Raw genomic sequence first — 18,756 nt, 5'->3', positions numbered from 1 at the left:
CACCTTGCTGCGGGAGTGACGCCAGGGCGCGGGGCAACGTCGGCACGCGGTCCCGCCGCGCGGGCGCGGCCGGTCCCCCTCGACACGGCTGCGGGCGCGACACCCAGCACGCCTCCCCCACCACGACGCGGACACGTGGCCCGGTGCACGAGCCCTGCAGATTGGCCGCGGGGGTCATGCCAGGCGGACAAGCCCTACGTCGCCCGCGGGGATGACGGCCACGAACAAGCCCGCCTCACGGCGGCCAGGGGATACCTCAGCACGCCGGCCCACCACCACGGCCACGGGTGTCGGGGACCGCGGTCGTGGCCGTCCTTCCCGACGCGCGAGCCGGAAAGCCGTGGTCGTGGGCGCACTACCCGGACGCGGTGCCGTCGCTGTCAGTGGTGTGGGGCAGACTCGGGGTGTGCGAAAGATTCATGTCATCGGTATCGGCGCGGGCGACCCCGAACAGCTCACCCTCCAGGCGGTCAGGGTGCTGCGGAACACGGACGTGTTCTTCGTCCTGGACAAAGGCGAGGTGAAGGGCGATCTCACACAGTTGCGCCGGGACATGCTGGACGCGCACATACCGGAGGGGTCGTACCGGGTGGTGGAGGCCCGGGACCCGGAGCGGGACCGTGCCGCGGGCGGTTCCGCCTACTCCCCCGCCGTCGGTGACTGGCGCAGCGCCCGCGCCGACATCTACGAGCGGCTGATCTCCGAGGAACTCGGCGAGGAGGACAGCGGCGCGTTCCTGGTGTGGGGGGATCCCGCGCTGTACGACAGCACGCTGGGCATCCTGGAGGAAATCCTGGAGCGGGGCTCGGTGGCCTTCGAGTACGACGTCGTGCCCGGCATCAGCAGTGTGTCGGCGCTGGTGGCACGGCATCGCACCGGCCTGAACCGGGTCGCCCGGCCGGTCCAGATCACCACCGGGCGGCGTCTCTCCGAGGGCTTCCCGGAGGGTGTGGACGACGTGGTCGTGATGCTCGACGCCCACCAGGCCTTCCGCGCTTACGCCGACCAGGACATCGACATCTACTGGGGTGCCTACATAGGCACGCCGGACGAGATCCTCGCCTCCGGTCCGATCGCCGAGACGGCGCCCCGGATCGAGCGGCTGCGCGCCGAGGCCAGGGAGCGCAAGGGCTGGATCATGGACACGTATCTGCTGCGCCGGAATCCGAAGCAGCGGTAGGCGCCGGAAGCACAGTGGGCACCCGGGCGGACCGCCCCGTGGGCAGGGATGGTCCTCACGGTGTGCCGAGCTGGTCCAGCCACCTCTGCACGCCCGCCACGTCCGGCGCCGTACTCACCCCGTCCGGGAGAAGCGGCCGGCGTACGACCACCACGGGCAGGGCCAGTTCGCGGGCGGCCGTGAGTTTGGCGGACGTGGCCGTTCCCCCGCTGTCCTTGGTGACCAGGACGTCGATGCAGTGGTCGTGGAGGAGCGTCGACTCGTCGGTCACCGTGAAGGGGCCGCGGGCCAGGAGGACTTCGGTGTGCGGGGGCATGGGCGGCTCGGGCAGTTCCACCGACCGTACGACGAAGTGCACATCGGTGAGGTGGGCGAAGGCGGCGAGCTCTGTGCGGCCGGTGGTCAGGAACACCCGTCGGCCGAGGCTGGGCAGCAACTCCGCTGCCTCGTCCAGGGAGTCGACCGCATGCCAGCGGTCCCCCGGTCCCGGTCGCCAGCCCGGGCGGCGCAGTACCACGGAGGGCACGCCGGTCATCGAGGCCGCCCGGGCCGCATGGGCGGTGATCGCCCGGGCGAAGGGATGCGTGGCGTCGACCAGTGCGTCGACCCGCTCCTCCCGCAGCCAGCCGGCCAGCCCCTCCACCCCGCCGAACCCCCCGATCCGCACCTCCCCCGCGACCGTGCCCGGCCGGGTCACCCGCCCCGCGAGAGAGGTGGTGACGCGGACTCCCGGCCGCGACGCGAGCGCGGCGGCCAGTTCACGGGCTTCGGTGGTACCGCCGAGGATCAGGATGTGCGGGGACATGGCGGGTAGCGTACGAGGTCAGGGGCGAGGCGCGGCGGGCCGGGTGACGAGCGCCAGAGAGCCCTGGGTCATGAGACCTGTCGGCGCCGCTCGGCGCGTCAGCGGAGCAGCAGCTGTACGCCGCCCACGATCGTCGCCGCGATCACCAGCTGTTCGAAGAGCCGCTGGTTGATCCGGTTCACCGCCCATTTGCCGAGGAGCGCGCCGGGCACGACGAACGCCACGAGGGCGAGGTCGAGCAGCAGCGAATGGCCGTCGATCAGGCCGAGGCCGACACTGAAGGGCACTTTGGAGACGTTGACGATCAGGAAGAAGAACGCCGAGGTGCCGAGGAAACCGAGTTTGCGGAAGCCCGCCGACAGCAGGTACATCGACATCACCGGGCCGCCGGCGTTCGCGACCATGGTGGTGAAGCCGCCGAGGACGCCGTAGGAGCGGGCCTTGACACGGCCGGTCCGGGTGACGACCGAGTCGGGGTCCTTCTCCGCGTCGGCCGTGCGGCGGCGCCAGACCGTCACCGCGGCCATGAACAGCAGGATCGCACCGATCGACGTCCGTACCATCCCGTCGTCCGCCCACTGCAGGAAGAGCGTGCCGGCGACCACGCCGACCGCGACCGCTGGGAACAGCCGCCACAGGGTGGGCCAGTGGGCGTGCCGCCGGTAGGTGAGCACCGCGAGCACGTCCCCGGCGATCAGGATCGGCAGCAGCGCTCCGGTGGAGGCGCGGGCGGGCAGCACCGCGGCGAAGATCGCGAGGCTGACCGTGTTGGCCCCGCTCACCGCCGTCTTGGAGAAGCCGACGAGCAGGGCCGCGGCGGCGAGCGCGGCGAACCCCCAGACGGAAATGTGCCAGAGCGTCATCGTGTCCATGCGGAGACCGATGCTAAGTGCAGGTCACCGGTGCCGTAAGTGCCGTCTCGCCGAGTGGTCCTGTCGGCGCCCTCGGGCTAGTGCCGTTCCACCAGGACCGCGCTCCCTTGGCCGACTCCCACGCACATCGTCGCCAGTCCGCGCGCCGCCCCCGTCCGTCGCATCCGGTGCAGCAGGGTCGTGAGGATGCGGGCGCCCGAGCAGCCGAGCGGGTGGCCCAGCGCGATCGCGCCACCGGTGGGGTTGACCCGCTCGGGGTCGATGCCGAGTTCGTCGACGCAGGCGAGGGCCTGGGCGGCGAAGGCCTCGTTGAACTCGGCCTCCTCGATGTCGCCGATGCTCCAGTCCACGCGGGCGAGCGCCTTGCGGGTGGCGGGGACCGGGCCGATGCCCATCACGTCGGGGTGGACGCCGGCCGAGGCTCCGGCGGCGTAGCGGCCCAGGGATTCCAGCCTCAGGTCGTTCAATGCCTCTTCGCTGACCAGAAGGAGTCCCGCCGCGCCGTCGTTCATCGGGGAGGCGTTGCCCGCGGTGACCGTGCCGCCTGCCCGGAAGACGGGCTTCAGACGGGCCAGCTTGTCGTAGGAGGTGTCCTCGCGGATGCACTCGTCGCTGTCGACGAGCACGCCGTCGGGGCGCTCCACCGGGAGGAGTTCGTCGTCGAAGTGGCCGTTCTTGCGGGCCTCGGCGGCGAGGCGGTGGCTGCGCAGGGCGAACTGGTCCTGGCGTTCGCGCGGGATGCCGTAGCGCTGGGCGACCTCCTCGGCGGTCTCGCCCATGGGCAGCAGGCCGTGGAGTTCCTTCATGGCCGGGTTGACCAGGCGCCAGCCGAGCCGGGTGTCGTGGGTCTCCATCCGGTGCGGCAGCGCCTCGTCGGGGCGGGGCAGCACGAAGGGGGCACGGCTCATCGACTCGGAGCCGCCCGCGAGCACGATGTCGGCCTCACCGGCGGCGATGGTACGGGCCGCGAGCGTCACGGCCTCCAGGCCGGAGGCGCACAGCCGGTTGACCGTGGCGCCGGGCACGGTCTCGGGCAGTCCGGCGAGCAGCGCGGCCATGCGGGCCACATTGCGGTTGTCCTCGCCGGCCTGGTTGGCGGCGCCCCAGTAGACGTCGTCGATGCGCGCCGGGTCGAGCGCGGGGACGTCGGCGACCAGGGCGCGGATCACGGCGGCGGCGAGGTCGTCGGGGCGTACGGCGGACAGTGCGCCGCGGAGTCTGCCGATGGGGGTGCGGCGGGCGGCCGCGAAGTGGACGGGGCGCACGACTTGACTCCTGACCGTCGGGATCCGGGGGACCGGGAGGATTTTCCTCGGCAGTACTTTAATTAGCACCGCTAGTTTCGGACTATAGCCGCAGGAGACGGGGCCGAGCACGGGGCCCGCCTGCCAGGTCGCAGGTCTTCGCAGATGTGACGGGTTTCCTCGGCGGTGTGCTCACACCCTGAGACGCCGTTGTTTGCACGATTGCGGCCGGGGCACCCGCGCCCCCATGGAGTGGTTGCGTCGAGCGGCCTGTGTGGGAGAGGACCCCGAGTTGTTCTTCCCCGTGGGCACGCAAGGACCCGCGCTGCGGGACATGGCGGCGGCGAAACGCGTCTGTGCCCGGTGCCCGGTCGCCCCCGAGTGCCTGGACCTGGCGCTCAGCAGTGGGCAGACCTCGGGCGTGTGGGGCGGGACCTGCGAGCAGGAGCGCGACGAACTGCTCCGCACCGGCATTGACCATGCCAGAAGGAGGAGCACGGTATGACTGTGGTCAGGAGCACCCTGTCCGATTCGGCCCGCGAGACGGCCGGGGACGCCCTGCAGAGCACCCTGGTGGATCTGATCGGCCTGTCGCTGATCGGGAAGCAGGCGCACTGGAACATCGTGGGCCCGCGTTTCCGGTCCATCCACCTCCAGTTGGACGAGGTGGTGTCGACGGCCCGCTCGTTCTCCGACACGGTGGCGGAGCGTGCCGCGGCCCTGGGGGTGTCGCCCGACGGCCGCCCCGAGACGATCGCCTCCGCCTACACGCTGCCGGGCTCGAAGAACGGCTGGATCCGGGACGACGACGTCGTCCGGTTGATCGTGGAGACGCTGGAGGCGGCCATCGGCCGGCTGCGCGAGCGCATCGAGGCCACCGAGAAGGCCGACCCGGTCACGCAGGACCTGCTGATCGGCATCACCGCCGAGCTGGAGAAGCAGCGCTGGATGTTCGAGGCCGAGAACTGGCCCCGGGACTGACCGGCCCGAAAACCCCACAGAAAGGCGCAGGCGATGACCGACGCCCTCGAACTCGACGCGCTGTGGGAGGACTTCCACCGCGTGGTGAACATGACCTCACAGGAACTGGCCGCCTGGCTGCGGGTCAGCGACGCCGCCGAGTCCACGGAGCCGCTGCCGGAGCACGCCGGTGAGCCGACCGGGCAGCATGTCCTCGCGATCCTCCAGAAGCGGCGCACGGACCTGACCGACGACGACATCGAGGTCATGTACGAGGTGGTGGACACCGTCACCGCGGATGCCGACGTGGAGAACGAACCCCGGGCCGAGGACAGTGTCCGCAGGCAGCGGCTGATGTCCGTCGGACACGACCCGCTCAGGCGGTGACCGGGGCCGAGGCGTCGTAGCGGAACGCGTCGGCGCGCACGGACGGACGTACGCCGCGGAGGCGGGCATCACGCCGAAGGACACCCCGCAGCCCCTGTACCGGCTGCTGGTGCCGTTCCTTCTGCGCGGTGCCCGCCTCCGCGGCGTCGCCGTGCGAGCTGTACCGGGCGCAACCGGCGCAGGGGTGGCCGAAGACCGCCTCCGCCGCGCCTGGGTGACATGGCACACTGCTCGCACATCTTGTCGAGCAGAGGAGTTTTGCGTGACCGGGACCGAGTCGGCCGGCCGGCGGATCGACACGAGCAGGCCCCATCCGGCCCGGGTGTACGACTGGTTCCTCGGCGGGAAGGACAACTACCCCGTCGACGAGGAGCTCGGCCGGCGGATCACCGCGCAGGGCGACGCTCCCCGGCAGGCCCGCGCCAACCGCCGGTTCATGGAGCGGGCCACGCGGGTCGTGGTACGGGAGGCGGGAATTCGCCAGTTCCTCGACATCGGCTCCGGTATCCCCACCGAGCCCAATCTCCACCAGATCGCCCAGTCCGCGGTGCCGGACGCGCGGGTGGTGTACGTCGACAACGACCCGATCGTCCTGGCCCACGCGGCGGCCCTGCTGCACGGCACGCCGGAGGGGGCGACGCACTACCTCCAGGCCGACGCCCGCGAGCCGCAGCGGATCCTCCAAGGAGCCTCCGCCGTCCTCGACTTCGACCAGCCCGTCGCGCTGTCGCTGGTCGCGCTGCTGCACTTCATCTCCGACGAGGACGGCGCCCAGGAGCTGGTGGACACACTGGTCGACGCACTGGCGCCGGGCAGTTGTCTGGTGCTGTCGGCCATGACGGCGGACTTCGACCCGGAGAAGGTGAACGCGGGCATCGCGGCGTACACGGCGAGCGGAGTGACTCTCGTGGCCCGCTCGCACGACGAAGTGAGCCGCCTGTTCAAGGGACTTGAGGTGCTGGAGCCCGGGATCGTGTCCCTGTCGCGGTGGCGTCCGGACGAGCCCGAGCACGGCGAGCCCGTGTCGCTGTACGGGGCGGTCGGCGTCAAGCGTTGAACCCTGCACGGGGCGGTCGGCATCGGGCGCCGAACCCCGCGAGCCCTCGCGGTCCCGGCGGCTGCGGGGGCCTGAGAGAGGCCACGCCGGGCCTTGCCCGGAAACGGCTGCCGGACGTGGTCGCGCGGCTGGAGCGGGGTGGGGCCAGGGTGTTTCGACGCGGCACAGCGGACGGCCTGGTGACCGCCGTCGAACTCGCCGACACCCGGCGGGGGTTCCGGAAGGTGATCCTCGGGATCGCCCGGCAGAGCCAGCACCTGGTCAACCTGCAGCTCAGCCGCCTGCACACACTGGAACGCGAGCACCAGGCCCCGGACGTGCTGTCGGGATTGGGCCCTCACCCAAGCAGCCATCCCCCGTCCACGCTCAACTCCACCGCGTTGACCGAGCCGTTGCGCAGCAGGAAGTCCACGCCGTCCACCACGTCCGCCACGGTCGCGAGCCGTCCGGTCGGGGTCCTGGCCCGCAGGCCCGCCAGGACCTCCTCGGGTTTGGCCCGCCAATAGGGGCTGTCCCCCACCACACCGGGATGGATCGCGTTGACCCGGACCGGAGCGAGTTCGACGGCCAGGGTGCGCATCAGCCCGGTCACCCCGGCGTTGACGGTCGCCACCGTCGTCGCCCCCGGGTAGGGCCGCTCCTTGGCCTGTCCGCCGAACAGCACGACGGCGCTGTCGTCGTGCAGCCGGGACCGCAGCGCGTGCACGACGGCGGTGTAGCCGACGAGCTTGAGGGTGACGAGATGGACGGCGGCGTCGATGTCGTACGCGGCCACCCGGTTCTCGTCGCGGGAGACGCCCGCGATCACCAGGTGGTCGACGGCCCCCACATCGCTCAGCGCGTCGACGATCTCTTTCGGCCGCGCGAGGTCCAGGGCGAGGCCCCGGGCGCCGATCTCCTTGGCCGCGGTGCCGGTGCGGTGCGGGTCCCGACCGGTGATCACCACGTCGTCGCCGCGTTGCGCGCGCACCCGGGCGAACTCCCGCCCGATCCCCGAGGTGCCGCCGACCACCACCACACCGCTCATCGGGAAGCCTCCCTCAGGTACTCCCAGTCCCGTGTGAACCGGTAGGAGTGCCGCACCGGCGGCTGTGGCGCCTGGGTCTCCAGCCAACGCAGCGACCCGTCACCGGCGTTGGTAAAGCCGTGCACACAACCGGCCCCCGCCCAGGCGCAGTCGCCCGGCCCGAGCCGGTACGGCGAACCGTCGAACACCGCGTCCGCCTCGCCTTCGAGGAACAGGTACGTCTCCTCGAAGGGGTGGTCGTGGGTCCCTGCGACGCCGTCGGGCGCGTACTGCACCATGAACATCGTCGAGGCCACCGCGCCCAGATCACTGTCGACCATCGTCTTCACGGTGATCCCGCTGTAGACGAGGAGCGCGGTCCGCATGCTCGCCGACACCGCGAGCAGGTCCTGGGACTGCTTCCCCGGGTCCATCTGGGCGGGCTCGAAGTGCCCGAAGGACCGGGTGCGCGGGTCGCGGACATCGATGCGGACGGGCGGGCGCACAGGCCAGGGAGGGACCGTCTGGGTGTCGTACCCGTACCGGGCCCGCGGTACCGGCGCGAGCATGTCCGCCCACCGGGCGACACCGTCCCCGGCGCCGCGCCAGGCGTGCGGGACCCCGGTCGGGAGGAGCCCGTAGTCACCCTCCTCCAGCAGATACGACCCCTCGGGCACATCGAGGATCACGGTCCCGTCGAGGATGTGGAAGCTCTCCTCGTACGAGTGCACATGGGCCGCGACCGCGCCGTCCGGGCGCAGCTCGCACACCCCGAAACCGGTGTGCGAGCTGCCGTCGGCCTCGCCGACCAACTCCCGTCGCCGGTAGCCGTGTTCGTCGTACGGCGGCTCCGGGAGGTCGGTGGCCCGGCGCACCAGGTGTCGCGTCACGCCGGGGTCTCCTTCGCGGCGAGCAGCCGGTCGCGGGACTCCTCGACCAGGCGCCGGGCTCGTGCCACGTCGGCCGTGAGCCTGCCGTCGCGCTTGCGGACCGCACCGTCGACGATGACCGTCTCCACGTTGGACACGTCGGCGCTGAGGGCCACCGCAGCGGCCGCGTCGTGAACCGGGGCCACGTTCAGGGCCGTTGCGTCGATCGCGACGACGTCGGCCCGCTTGCCCGGGGTGAGGGAACCGGTACGGTCCTCCAGGCCTGCGACGTGGGCGCCGTTGCGGGTGGCGATCTCCAGCATCTGACGTGCCGTCAACATTGTCTCGGGGACCGGGACATCCGCCTGCCAGCTGGCCGCGTTGACGCGGGCGCGCTCGGCGCCGAAGGCCGCGCGGATCTGGGTGAACATGTCGCCGGGCACGGTGGTGACGACGTCGATGCTGAGAGAGGGCCGCAGGCCGTGCTCGATCGCCTTCATGACCGGCGGCCAGCCGTGCCCCATCTGCGTCTCGACCTGCGGCGCGATGGAGACCGTACCGCCGCTGTCGGCGACCAGCCGCCACTCCTCCTCGCTGAGGTAGCAGCAGTGGACGTAGGTGGTGTCGGGGCCGAGCAGGCCGAGGTCGTGGAGCTGTTTGACCATCCCGAAGCGGCCGGCGAGCCGTCCCATGGCCACGTGCACGGTGATCGGGATGTCCAGCTCGCGGGCGAGGGCCCACTCCGAGGTGACGACGTCGTTGACGCAGAAGCCGGGGCCGCGGGTGGCGAGGGCGAGGGTGAGCAGACCGTCGTCGGAGGCGAAGTACTCGCTGCGGATCCGGCGGACGTCGTCGCCGGGGATCGCGATCTTGCTCTCGAACCAGTAGTCGGCGAGGGAGGTGTTGGCGCTGCCGTAGGCGTACTGGGCGCGGATACCGGTCTCCGTGAGGGCACGGATCGCCGCGTCCGGGTGCTCGGGCGTGTTGTTGATGTGGGACCAGTCGACGAGCGTGGTGATGCCGGCGTTCAGGCACTCCAGGGCGCCCGCGAGGTTGGCCGCGTACACGTCCTCGGGTGTGTAGAGGGGTGCGAAGGTGTCGAGGATGTCGACGAAGTAGTCGTCGAGGGTGGCGTCGGGCGCCACGTTCCGGATCGAGGCCTCCCAGGTGTGGCGGTGGGTGTCGACGAAGCCGGGGATCACGATGCGGCCGGTCATGTCGAGGACTTCGGCGTCCGCGCCGATCTCGCGGTCCACGGCCGCGATCTTCCCGTCCTCGATGAGGACGTCCCCGCTCGGCAGATCCCCGATGTCGGGGTCCATGGAGAGCACGTGTCCGGCTCGAAGGAGTGTCCGATGGGTCATCGCGCTTCCTCCTGGGGGATGTTCAGTACGCGGCGAGGCTCCTGACGGCCGCCACGACCTTGTCGACGGTGGGAATGACCTGTTCCTCCAGCACGTCCGCGAACGGCAGCGGCACGCACTCCCCCGCCACCCGGCGCACCGGCGCGTCCAGCAGCCCGAACCCCTCGTCGGCCACGACGGAGACGACGGTGGCGCCCCAGCCGCCCTGGTACGGGTTCTCCTCGACGACGACCAGCCGGGAGGTCCGGCCGAGCGAGGCGAGGACGGTGGCCATGTCGAGCGGCACCAGGGAGCGCAGGTCGACGACCTCGGCATCGATGCCCTCCTGCGCGAGCCTCTCCGAGGCCGTGAGCGCGACCGGCACCATCGAGGCCAGCGCCACCAGCGTCACGTCGGCACCCTCCCGCACGACGGCGGCGCGCCCCAGGTGGACCACGTGGTCCGGCGGCGCGGGCGGCCCCTTCGTGGCCAGCAGCCCCTTGTGCTCGAAGAACACGACCGGGTCGTCGCTGCGGATCGCGGCCGCCATCATCCCGATCACGTCGGCGGGCGTGGAAGGGGCGGCGATCTTCAGCCCGGGGACGGTCAGCGCCCAGTTCTCGGTGGCCTGCGAGTGCTGGGCGCCGAAACCGAGTCCGCCGCCGTTGGCGGTGCGCACGACGAGAGGCACGGTGACCTGACCGCCCGTCATGTAACGCACCTTGGGTATCTCGTTGGCGAGGTAGTCCCAGCAACAGGCCAAGAAGTCCGAGAACATGATCTCCGCGACGGGCCGCATCCCGGTCATCGCGGCCCCCATCGCCGCGCCCACGATGGCCTGTTCGGAGATCGGCGTGTCCCACACCCGCTCGGACCCGAACTCCTTGTGCAGCCCCGCGGTGGTCTTGAACACCCCGCCGGCCTCCCCGATGTCCTCTCCCAGGCACACCACGGACGGATCGCGCCGCATCTCCCGCGCGATGCCCTCGGCGACCGCCTCCCGATACGTGATCACGTCCGCCATGCCGCACCCCCGTCCGCCCATACGTCGGTGAACGCTTCGCGCGGATCCGGCGGCGGCGCGTTCCTCGCCGCCTCGACCGCCTCCCGTACGACCGTCTGTGCGCGCTCGTCGGCCGCGGTGACCGTGTCCTCGGGAACCCCGGCCTCGATGAGCCGCCCGCGCGCGATGTCCAACGGGTCGTGCTTGAGCCAGCGTTGGACCTCCTCGGCCGGCCGGTAGGTCGCCGGGTCGGTCCGTGAGTGCCCGAAGTGGCGGTAGGTCTCGGCCTCCAGCACGGCGGGCCCGTCTCCGGCCCGGGCCCGTCGCGCCAGCCGTGCCACCGTCTCCTGGACGGCGACGACGTCGTTGCCGTCGACGACCTCGCCGGGGATGCCGTACGCGGGCGCCCGGTCGGCGGCGGGACGGGGCACCGCCGTGACGTCGGCGATCGGGGTGTACTCCATGTACAGGTTGTTCTCGCAGACGAACAGCGCGGGCAGCTTCCACACGGCGGCCAGGTTCAGCGCCTCGTGGAAGGCGCCGATGTTGGTGGCGCCGTCCCCGAAGAAGGCGACCGCGAGTTGTCCGGTGCCGCGCAGCTTCGCCGACCAGGCGGCGCCGACCGCCATGGGGAGGTGGGCGCCGACGATGGCGTAGGAGCCGAGCATGTTCGTCGCGGCCTTGGTGAGGTGCATGGAGCCGCCCTTGGCCTTGCACAAGCCCGTTGCCCTGCTCATGAGTTCGGCGAGGCACTCCTCGGGGGTGGCGCCCCGGGCCATCGCGTGGTGGTGGCCGCGATAGGTGGCGAAGACGTAGTCGTCACCGCGCAGGGCGGCGCTCGCGCCGACGGCGATCGCCTCGTGGCCGGCCGCGAGGTGGGTGGTGCCCTTGACGAGCCCTTGGAGGAACAGGTCGTGGGCGGCCTTCTCGGCGCGGCGGATGAGGGCCATCTGCTCGTAGAGGGCGAGGAGTTCAGCGGTGTCCATCGCCGGTCCCCTGGTGTCCGTGCGCGGTTCCGGTCGCCGTGTTCAGGTGGGACTGGGCCTCCCGGGCGGTGTTGAGTTCGCCGCCCACCGTCCAGTACTTGCGTCCCGCGACCAGCAGCTCCTCGGCCGGGAACTTGGTGATGACCTCGCAGCCGTCGGCGGTGACGACCAGTTCCTCCTCGATCCGGGCGGCGGACCAGCCGTCGGCGGCGGGCCAGTAGGTCTCCAGGGCGAACACCATGCCCGTTTCGAGGACTTCGGGGTGGTCGAGGGAGACCAGGCGGCTGAAGATGGGCTTCTCCCAGATGGACAGGCCGACCCCATGGCCGTACTGAAGCGCGAAGGCGGCGGTCTCGTCGGCGAAGCCGAACTCCTCGGCGCGCGGCCACACCTGGACGATGTCGGCGGTCGTGGCTCCCGGCCGCACGAGGGCGATCGCCTGGTCCATGTACGCGCGGCAGCGGACGTACGCGTCCCGTTGCGCGCGGGAGGCGCTGCCCACGGCGAAGGTGCGGTAGTAGCAGGTGCGGTAGCCGAGGTGGCTGTGCAGGATGTCGAAGAAGGCGGGGTCACCGGGACGGATCAGCCGGTCGCTGTAGACGTGCGGGTGAGGTGAACAGCGCTCCCCGGAGATGGCGTTGACGCCTTCGACGTATTCGCTGCCGAGGTCGTAGAGGACCTTGCTGACCAGTCCGACGCACTCGTTCTCGCGGACTCCGGGGCGCAGGTGGGCGTAGAGCTCCTCGTAGGCCGCGTCGACCATCGCGCAGGCCTGGGCGAGCAGGGAGATCTCGTCGCCGGTCTTGATGCGGCGGGCCTCGAGGAGGACCTGCTGGCCGTCGACGACGTCGATGCCCTCGGCGCGGAGGGCGGCGAGGACGGGCATCTCGGCGACGTCGATGCCGAGCGGTTCGCCGGCGAGGCCGTGGGCGCGGAGTTCGTCGGCGATCTTCGTGGCGACGTCCTCGGCGATCCCGGCGTCCGGGTGGAAGGCTCCGCGGAGCGTGGAGATGCCGGCGCGGGCGCCGGTGGGCGGCCCGCCCTTGCCGTCGCTGTGGTCGAGCCACGGGTTGTAGAGCTGGTGGTGGCGGGCGGCGGAGCCGAAGTCCCAGACGATCGGTTCGCCGCCGCGGACCAGCAGGGCGAACCGGATCAGCTTGTCCATCGCCCAGGTGCCGATGTGGGTGGCGGTCATGTAGCGGATGTTGGCGAAGTCGAAGCTGAGCACCGCGCCCAGTTCGGAGCGGTTCAGCGTGTCGTGGAGGCGGGCCAGGCGCTGTCTGCGCAGCCGGTCCAGGTCGACGCGCTCTTCCCAGTCGACGGCATTGGGGCCGTATGTACGGATCGCCATCGCGACCACCCCCACCATCGAGTCAACGACCGTCCGCGAGGAGTGTCAAGCGTCACTGAACAGTTTGGCTCGACACGAACCAGACACCGACGGCCGGTTCGTCGCCGTCGTTGCGGTAGCGGTGGGGGGTGGTGGACTCGAAGCTGACGGCGTCGCCGGGGCGCAGGAGCTGCTCGTCGAAGCCGAGGGTGAGGACGAGTTCGCCGGAGGTCAGATAGCCGTACTCGGTGCCGGCGTGCCGCATCAGGCCGCCCGAGCCCGAGGAGGAGCCGCCTGGCCGGTACGTGACGAGCAGGAAGTCCACGTCCGTGCCGGGGACGTGCCCGAGCCGCTCCCACACGACACCGGAGTCCAGCTCCAGTACCTCCCGCTCACGGCGGCCGACCAGGGGGCCGATGCGTCGGCCGGGATCGGCCGCGAAGGCCGCCAGGGCGTGTACGACGGTGGCCTCACGCGCCGCGGCGGCCTCCCGCCCTTCGAAGAGCGACTCGACGGAGATGCCGAGAGCCGTGGTGATCGCGTACAGGGTGCTGACCGACGGCTGGCTCTTCCCGGTCTCTATCTGGGAGACCAGACTCGCGGAGACGCCGACCTCACGGGCCAGGGCACGCAAGCCCAGACCACGCTCCAGCCGCGCCTGCCGAATGCGCGCCCCGACGGCCGGCACGGGAACAGGGGACACGGGCGGGCTCCTCTCCTGTGCAGCACCATTGAACAGCCCGGCCCTACGGCGGGGGAAGACTGCCCGCGTCATCGGGGCGAGAGCGCCGGGCGGGCGTGGACGGACCGCCGGTACGCCCGGGAGGAGCTCCCGCGTCATCCGGGGAGCACCATGCGCGTCTCCGGCGAGCGGAACTGCCACGGTCTCGGCGGGGCCCCCGCACTCCGCGACCGAACTCCAGACCACCCACACCCCCCCGAGGACGTGCCCGCAACATCCGAGAACGAGCCCCTGCATGCCCCGCGACCGACACTCGCACCTCCAGGCACGAGCCCCCGTACCTCAGGGACCGAGCTCCCACACCATCGGCGAAGACCACCCACACCCCGGGAAAGAGCTCCTGAGCCATCCGGGAACGAGCGCGCGCAGCCCCCGGCACAGCCCCACCACCCGCACCCCGGACACTGCCCCCGCGCCATCCGGCAGAGACCACCCGCACCCCGCCGCCCCCGCGCCATCCGGCAGAGACCACCCGCACCCCCGCCGCCCCCGCGCCCCCGTCATCCCGGAAGCAGCGCCCACACCTCCCACCCGTGCTCCGCCCGCGGTCCCGCGTGCAGTTCGCCGCCGAGTGCTGTCACCCGTTCCTTCAGGCCGACGAGGCCGAAGCCGCCCCCGTGCGCCGCCGGCGGCAACTGGCTGCCGCCACGCCCGTCGTCGGACACGGACACCTCCAGGCGGCCCCGCTCGTAGCGCAGCTCCACGGTGACCTGGCCGGCGTCGCCCGCGTGTCGCCGTACGTTGGTCAGCGCCTCCTGCACCACGCGGAAGGCGGCCGCCTGAACCTCGTGCGGAAGGTCGTCGGGCACCTCGGGTGCGCGGTTGAGGGTGGCTTTCTGGATGGGACTCGCGAAACCTTCTATGAGACCGGTGATGCCCGCTAGGTCGCCCACCGGACGCCGGTCGGCCGGGTCCTCGGTGTCGCGCAGCACACCGACCGTACGACGCATCGACGCCAGCGCCTCGGTCGCGGCCCGCTCTATACCGGCGAGGACGGGGTCGAGTTCTTCGGCGTCGGTGTCCGCCATCATGCGTGCCACCTGCGTCTGGACCAGGATGCCGGTGACATGGTGGGCGACGAAGTCGTGCAGGTCGGCGGCGATGGCCAGGCGCTCCGCCCGCCGGGTCTCACTGACGGCGATGGTCCGCCGGTAGTCCTGCGAGCGCAGATACGCGGCGAACGCCGCGGTGAGGCCGATCAGGACGAACCCGATCAGCATGTACGCCAGCATGACGTCCTCGTCGTCGAGGAACGGGCGCACCGGCAGCGCGAGGACGGCGGCGCCGTCGAGCGTCGCGCACGCCATCACCGAGGAGCGCGGACAGTGCCGTACCGCGACGAACAGCAGGCACAGCAGGATCGCCGGCTCGCCAGGTCCGAACAGGGCACCGGAGCGCAGCACGGAGTCGGCCGTGCACAGGAGGGAGGCCACGGCCGGCACGACGGCGCGCAGCTGGGGGGTGAGCCAGGGCGGGCGCCGGTGGGCCGGCCACAGTACGGCGGCGGTGCCGAGCAGCAGCACGGCGGTCTGTGGCCAGCCGACGCCCTTGTCGGTGCCCGAGGCAAAGAGGTCGACAGCGGCCGCCGCGACGAGGGCACCGATGCCTGCGGCCCCTACGCAGCCCCGGGCGGAAACGGACTTCATGCCGCTCACGCTATGCGCAGCCGCCGCTCACGGGATCGGCCGAACGGTCGAGACGCCGCCGTGCCGAGCCCGGAGACCCTGGCCGTTCGGCCGAGGCGGGCGCCCGGCTCCGCGGGCGAGAGTGGAGGCACTTCCGAGGAGACGCCTCTCCCGCCGGAGGCCCCTCCTTCCCCTGTCCTCAGGAGTTCGTGATGCAGAGCAAGTACCTCGTCGGCGCCGTCGGCGCCGTGGCCGGCGCGGCCGTCGTCTTCGGACTCGGCAGCCACTTCCTGGCCGGCACCGAGTCCACCACCTCCCTGGACACCCAGAGCACGGCGTCCGTCGGCGGCCACAAGGCACTGGCCGCGTACGTCGTCGAGGGCCGCACCCAGAGCAAGTACCACCCGCTGCCGTGGGTCGGCGTGAAGGTCACCGACGTCTCGTGCCCGAGCGGGCTCAAGGCCGTCACCGGCGCCACCCTCACCTGCACCGGCACGAGGAGCGGCGGCGGGACCGTGGACATACCGGTGACCGTGGTCAAGGCCTCGGACACGTCCGTCACCTGGAAATTCGACCGCTGACAAGAGGACCGGCTCACATCATGAACACCGTCCTGGCCGGTTACGGTCTCGTCAAGAAGTACGGCTCCACCACCGCGCTCGCCGGAGTGGACGTCGACGTCCGCGAGCGCGACTCGCTGGCGATCATGGGCCCGTCCGGCTCCGGCAAGTCCACCCTGCTGCACACTCTCGCGGGGATCGTCCGACCGGACGGCGGCGAGGTGCTGCTGCGCGGCGAGCGCATCGACCGGCTCGGCGAGAACAGACTGAGCGCGCTGCGCCGCAAGCGGTTCGGGTTCGTCTTCCAGTCGGGTCAGCTGCTCCCGGAGCTGCCCGCCGAGGAGAACGTCGCGCTGCCGCTGATGCTGGAGGGCATGCCCCGCAGACAGGCCGTCGAGCGGGCCCGCCGCTGGTTCGCGCCACTGGGCCTCGACGGCCTCGCGCACCGCAGGCCCGGTCAGCTCTCCGGCGGTCAGGCCCAGCGCGTGGCGATCGCCCGCGCCCTGGCGGTCGAACCGGACGTGGTCTTCGCCGACGAGCCGACCGGCGCCCTGGACCAGGCCACGAGCGCGGAGGTGGTCCGGCTGCTGACGTCTGTCACGCGGGAACAGGGCGCCGCCCTGGTGATGGTCACCCACGACGCGGAAGTCGCCGGCCACTGCGACCGGGTCCTCCAGGTTCGCGACGGCCGCGTCAGTGGCCACAGCCCATACACGGCCGCCTGAGCGGCAGGAGATGCCATGCGTTCCCCCGTCATTCCGCTGACCTGGCACATCGTCCGGTCCTCCGGCCGCCGTGGCCTGCAGAGCCGGCTGCTGGCGGCCGGCGCGGCCGCGGTCGGCACGTTCGTCCTGCTGGTCATCGTCGCCGCCGCCCTCGGCTCCGGCGCCCGCGCCGACCACACCGCCTGGCGCACCCCCGAACCCGCGAAGCACGGCACCGCGGTCCAAGCACTCGCGACGACATACGTCCGCCACGAGCCGGTCACCGTCGTCTCCCTCGCCCAACTGCCCGAGCGCAGCGGCACCCCCGCACCGCCCGGCCTGACGTCCTTCCCGGCGAAGGGCGAGGTGTACGTCTCCCCCGCCCTGGCCTCACTGCTGCACGAGCTGCCCGCGAACCAACTGGCCGACCGCTTCCCGAAGGTGTCCTCGTACGGCACGATCGGCGCCGCCGGTCTGGCCTCGCCGGACGAGCTGGTGGCCGTCGTCGGGCGTGCCCCGACCGATCCCGCGGTGTCCAGAGCGGCCGAGGGGTCCACGGTCTCCGACATCGATCAGGCGGCGCGTGCCGAGATCACCGGCTTCTCGGGCACCCACGCGAGCCTGTTCACCGCCTACGACCAGCAGATCGCCCTGGTGGGTATGGCGCTGCTGGTGATGCCTGTGGTGGTCCTCGCGGCGGCCTCCGGACGGCTCGGCGCGGCCCGGCGCGAGCAGCAACTGGCCGCGCTGCGACTGGCCGGGGCGACCCCGCGGCAGATCATCGGCATGACCGCGCTGGAGACCGCGGCGCTCGGCGCGGCCGGTGCCCTGACCGGTGCGGCGCTGTACGCGGGACTGCTGCCCCTGCTCGTCGAGATCCCGTACGGCATCGGGGGTTGGTACGTGAGTCAGCTGTGGGTGGGGCTGCCGTGGCTGGCGACGGTCGTCGTGGCGGTCACCGCGCTCATCACCCTCAGCGCGGTGTCGATGCTGCGTCAGGTCGCGACCTCGCCGCTCGGCGTCGCCCAGCAGGCCGACCCGCGGCGGACCAGGATCATCCGGCTCGTCCTGTTCGTCGTGGTCCTGCTGTATCTGTGGGGTTCCACGGGCGGCGGGCAGCTGTCGACCCGGCAGGTGATCGGTCTGCTGCTGCTGTTCTACGGAGCGTTCTGGCTGTTCGGGCCGTGGGTGGTGGACCGGCTCGGCCGACTGGTCGGCCGCTTCGCCCGGAGTCCGGCGACCCTGCTGGCGGGCCGTCGTCTGAGCGACGACCCGCGCGGTGCCTGGCGTACGGTCAGCGGTCTGGTGCTGGCCGGGTTCGCGGCGGGGTTCTTCGCCGTGAGCATGGTCGGCATGGACGGCTCGGCCCACCGGGACCAGGTCGCGGTGGCCGGTGCGCACGCCTCCCAGGTCCGTACGCTGCTCCGTGACGCCGGTGTCACCGCCACCGTCGACACGGTGGGCGAGGACGACTGGGACGGGCTGCTGAGCGGCACACCGGGCGTGATCGCCCACATATCCGGCGGCGGCCGGGCCCGTCTCGACACCGCCGTCACCGCGTTGACGGCCGCGAGCCCGGCGCGGTCGCCCCTCACCCAGGACTACGTGACGGCGGGCGACCGTACCGCCATCGGCCGCTTCGCCGAGGTCAGCACGGCGACTCTGGCGCTGAGCTTCCTCGTCGCCACGACCTCGGCCGGCCTCACCGCGGCCGCGGGTGTCCTCGACCGACGCCGGATCTACGGCCTTCTCCGCCTGGCCGGCACTCCCCTCAAGGTGCTGGACCGGGCCCGCGTCCGCGAGACGGTGATCCCCCTGGTCGCCTTGGCCGGCGGCACCACCGCCGTCGGCGTCTACGTCTCCTACCGCCTCAACCAGGCCGTCGGCGCCTCGATCAATATGACGGGCGTCCTGGAACTGGCCGTGTGCGTGGCCGTGGGCGCGCTGGCGATGTTCGCGGCGATCGGCGGCAGCAGGCCGTTGCTGCGGAGAGTGACGGAGGACGCCGCACGGAGCGTGGACTGAGACCCCGGCCGAGAGCGGCTCCGCTGCTCGGAGGCGGTGCCGAGGCCCACGAGCCGGC

The 18,756-nt window shown here is 71.8% G+C and carries 20 protein-coding genes and 1 pseudogene; 9 read left to right on the top strand and 12 right to left on the bottom strand.

Annotated elements, in window-relative coordinates; all coding sequences use genetic code 11:
• Positions 1 to 406: 406 nt before the first annotated feature.
• Positions 407 to 1,180 carry a precorrin-6A synthase (deacetylating) gene (gene cobF / locus ACIRP7_RS24440; RefSeq protein ID WP_403663254.1) on the top strand — a complete coding sequence of 258 codons (774 nt, stop codon included), beginning with the start codon at positions 407 to 409 and terminating at the stop codon, positions 1,178 to 1,180.
• A 55-nt stretch (positions 1,181 to 1,235) separates the two neighbouring features.
• Here cobF and ACIRP7_RS24435 read toward each other — a convergent pair whose 3' ends face one another.
• The 3 genes from ACIRP7_RS24435 to ACIRP7_RS24425 all read right to left on the bottom strand — a co-directional run bounded on the left by ACIRP7_RS24435 (position 1,236) and on the right by ACIRP7_RS24425 (position 4,122).
• Positions 1,236 to 1,985 carry a cobalt-precorrin-6A reductase gene (locus ACIRP7_RS24435; RefSeq protein WP_403663251.1) on the bottom strand — a complete coding sequence of 250 codons (750 nt, stop codon included), beginning with the start codon at positions 1,983 to 1,985 and terminating at the stop codon, positions 1,236 to 1,238.
• A gap of 98 nt (positions 1,986 to 2,083) precedes the next feature.
• Positions 2,084 to 2,857, bottom strand: a complete 774-nt coding sequence (locus tag ACIRP7_RS24430; protein ID WP_403663248.1) for a sulfite exporter TauE/SafE family protein — start codon at positions 2,855 to 2,857, stop codon at positions 2,084 to 2,086.
• 77 nt (positions 2,858 to 2,934) lie between these two features.
• Positions 2,935 to 4,122 carry a thiolase family protein gene (locus ACIRP7_RS24425; protein ID WP_403663245.1) on the bottom strand — a complete coding sequence of 396 codons (1,188 nt, stop codon included), beginning with the start codon at positions 4,120 to 4,122 and terminating at the stop codon, positions 2,935 to 2,937.
• A 226-nt stretch (positions 4,123 to 4,348) separates the two neighbouring features.
• Between ACIRP7_RS24425 and ACIRP7_RS24420 the strand changes: the two genes are divergently transcribed.
• Genes ACIRP7_RS24420 through ACIRP7_RS24410 form a run of 3 tightly spaced genes read left to right on the top strand, consistent with a single transcriptional unit; the run spans position 4,349 to position 5,448 of the window.
• Positions 4,349 to 4,606: a WhiB family transcriptional regulator gene (locus tag ACIRP7_RS24420; RefSeq protein ID WP_403663242.1), complete on the top strand. Its 258-nt coding sequence runs from the start codon at positions 4,349 to 4,351 to the stop codon at positions 4,604 to 4,606.
• On the top strand, positions 4,603 to 5,082 hold the full coding sequence (locus ACIRP7_RS24415) for a Dps family protein (RefSeq protein ID WP_403663239.1): 480 nt from the start codon (positions 4,603 to 4,605) through the stop codon (positions 5,080 to 5,082). The genes ACIRP7_RS24420 and ACIRP7_RS24415 overlap by 4 nt, the downstream gene beginning before the upstream one ends.
• 33 nt (positions 5,083 to 5,115) lie before the next feature.
• Positions 5,116 to 5,448: a DUF3140 domain-containing protein gene (locus tag ACIRP7_RS24410; RefSeq protein WP_403663236.1), complete on the top strand. Its 333-nt coding sequence runs from the start codon at positions 5,116 to 5,118 to the stop codon at positions 5,446 to 5,448.
• Here ACIRP7_RS24410 and ACIRP7_RS24405 read toward each other — a convergent pair.
• Entirely contained in the window at positions 5,438 to 5,674 is a 237-nt protein-coding gene (locus ACIRP7_RS24405; protein ID WP_403663233.1) for a hypothetical protein, read from the bottom strand. The two genes, ACIRP7_RS24410 and ACIRP7_RS24405, sit on opposite strands and share 11 nt — an antisense overlap.
• Positions 5,675 to 5,710: 36 nt before the next feature.
• Between ACIRP7_RS24405 and ACIRP7_RS24400 the strand changes: the two genes are divergently transcribed.
• Positions 5,711 to 6,505: an SAM-dependent methyltransferase gene (locus ACIRP7_RS24400; RefSeq protein WP_403663230.1), complete on the top strand. Its 795-nt coding sequence runs from the start codon at positions 5,711 to 5,713 to the stop codon at positions 6,503 to 6,505.
• A 46-nt stretch (positions 6,506 to 6,551) separates the two neighbouring features.
• Positions 6,552 to 6,837: pseudogene (locus tag ACIRP7_RS24395) on the top strand (histidine kinase); the annotation flags it as partial.
• A 5-nt stretch (positions 6,838 to 6,842) separates the two neighbouring features.
• Here ACIRP7_RS24395 and ACIRP7_RS24390 read toward each other — a convergent pair.
• From ACIRP7_RS24390 to ACIRP7_RS24355, 8 genes are all read right to left on the bottom strand, one after another.
• On the bottom strand, positions 6,843 to 7,532 hold the full coding sequence (locus ACIRP7_RS24390) for an SDR family oxidoreductase (RefSeq protein WP_403663227.1): 690 nt from the start codon (positions 7,530 to 7,532) through the stop codon (positions 6,843 to 6,845).
• A complete protein-coding gene (locus ACIRP7_RS24385; protein WP_403663224.1) occupies positions 7,529 to 8,401 on the bottom strand; it encodes a cupin domain-containing protein in 873 nt (290 codons plus the stop codon). Before ACIRP7_RS24385 ends, ACIRP7_RS24390 begins: the two co-directional genes overlap by 4 nt.
• Positions 8,398 to 9,744, bottom strand: coding sequence for an amidohydrolase family protein (locus ACIRP7_RS24380; RefSeq protein WP_403663221.1), 1,347 nt, complete (start codon positions 9,742 to 9,744; stop codon positions 8,398 to 8,400). The genes ACIRP7_RS24385 and ACIRP7_RS24380 overlap by 4 nt, the downstream gene beginning before the upstream one ends.
• A 22-nt stretch (positions 9,745 to 9,766) precedes the next feature.
• Complete coding sequence (locus ACIRP7_RS24375) at positions 9,767 to 10,747, bottom strand: alpha-ketoacid dehydrogenase subunit beta (protein ID WP_403663218.1); 981 nt, start codon at positions 10,745 to 10,747, stop codon at positions 9,767 to 9,769.
• Entirely contained in the window at positions 10,735 to 11,712 is a 978-nt protein-coding gene (locus ACIRP7_RS24370) for a thiamine pyrophosphate-dependent dehydrogenase E1 component subunit alpha (RefSeq protein ID WP_403663215.1), read from the bottom strand. Before ACIRP7_RS24370 ends, ACIRP7_RS24375 begins: the two co-directional genes overlap by 13 nt.
• A complete protein-coding gene (locus ACIRP7_RS24365; RefSeq protein WP_403663213.1) occupies positions 11,699 to 13,063 on the bottom strand; it encodes a M24 family metallopeptidase in 1,365 nt (454 codons plus the stop codon). Before ACIRP7_RS24365 ends, ACIRP7_RS24370 begins: the two co-directional genes overlap by 14 nt.
• Positions 13,064 to 13,115: 52 nt before the next feature.
• Positions 13,116 to 13,745 carry a helix-turn-helix domain-containing protein gene (locus ACIRP7_RS24360; RefSeq protein WP_403663210.1) on the bottom strand — a complete coding sequence of 210 codons (630 nt, stop codon included), beginning with the start codon at positions 13,743 to 13,745 and terminating at the stop codon, positions 13,116 to 13,118.
• Between the two features lie 539 nt (positions 13,746 to 14,284).
• Positions 14,285 to 15,430 (bottom strand): sensor histidine kinase, encoded by a 1,146-nt coding sequence (locus ACIRP7_RS24355; protein ID WP_403663207.1) that lies wholly within the window; start codon positions 15,428 to 15,430, stop codon positions 14,285 to 14,287.
• 191 nt (positions 15,431 to 15,621) lie between these two features.
• Here ACIRP7_RS24355 and ACIRP7_RS24350 point away from each other — a divergent pair, with 191 nt between their 5' ends.
• The 3 genes from ACIRP7_RS24350 to ACIRP7_RS24340 are packed head-to-tail and all read left to right on the top strand — an operon-like array spanning position 15,622 to position 18,698.
• A complete protein-coding gene (locus tag ACIRP7_RS24350) occupies positions 15,622 to 15,990 on the top strand; it encodes a DUF4333 domain-containing protein (protein ID WP_403663204.1) in 369 nt (122 codons plus the stop codon).
• A 20-nt stretch (positions 15,991 to 16,010) separates the two neighbouring features.
• Positions 16,011 to 16,694: an ABC transporter ATP-binding protein gene (locus tag ACIRP7_RS24345; RefSeq protein WP_403663202.1), complete on the top strand. Its 684-nt coding sequence runs from the start codon at positions 16,011 to 16,013 to the stop codon at positions 16,692 to 16,694.
• A gap of 15 nt (positions 16,695 to 16,709) precedes the next feature.
• Positions 16,710 to 18,698, top strand: a complete 1,989-nt coding sequence (locus ACIRP7_RS24340) for an FtsX-like permease family protein (protein WP_403663199.1) — start codon at positions 16,710 to 16,712, stop codon at positions 18,696 to 18,698.
• Positions 18,699 to 18,756: the final 58 nt, after the last annotated feature.

Source organism: Streptomyces sp. NPDC102270 (assembly GCF_044766405.1).
In the GTDB taxonomy this organism is placed as follows: Bacteria; Actinomycetota; Actinomycetes; order Streptomycetales; family Streptomycetaceae; genus Streptomyces.
The sequence above is the reverse complement of the archived record's forward strand: the minus strand, read 5'-3'. Positions and strand labels throughout refer to the sequence as shown.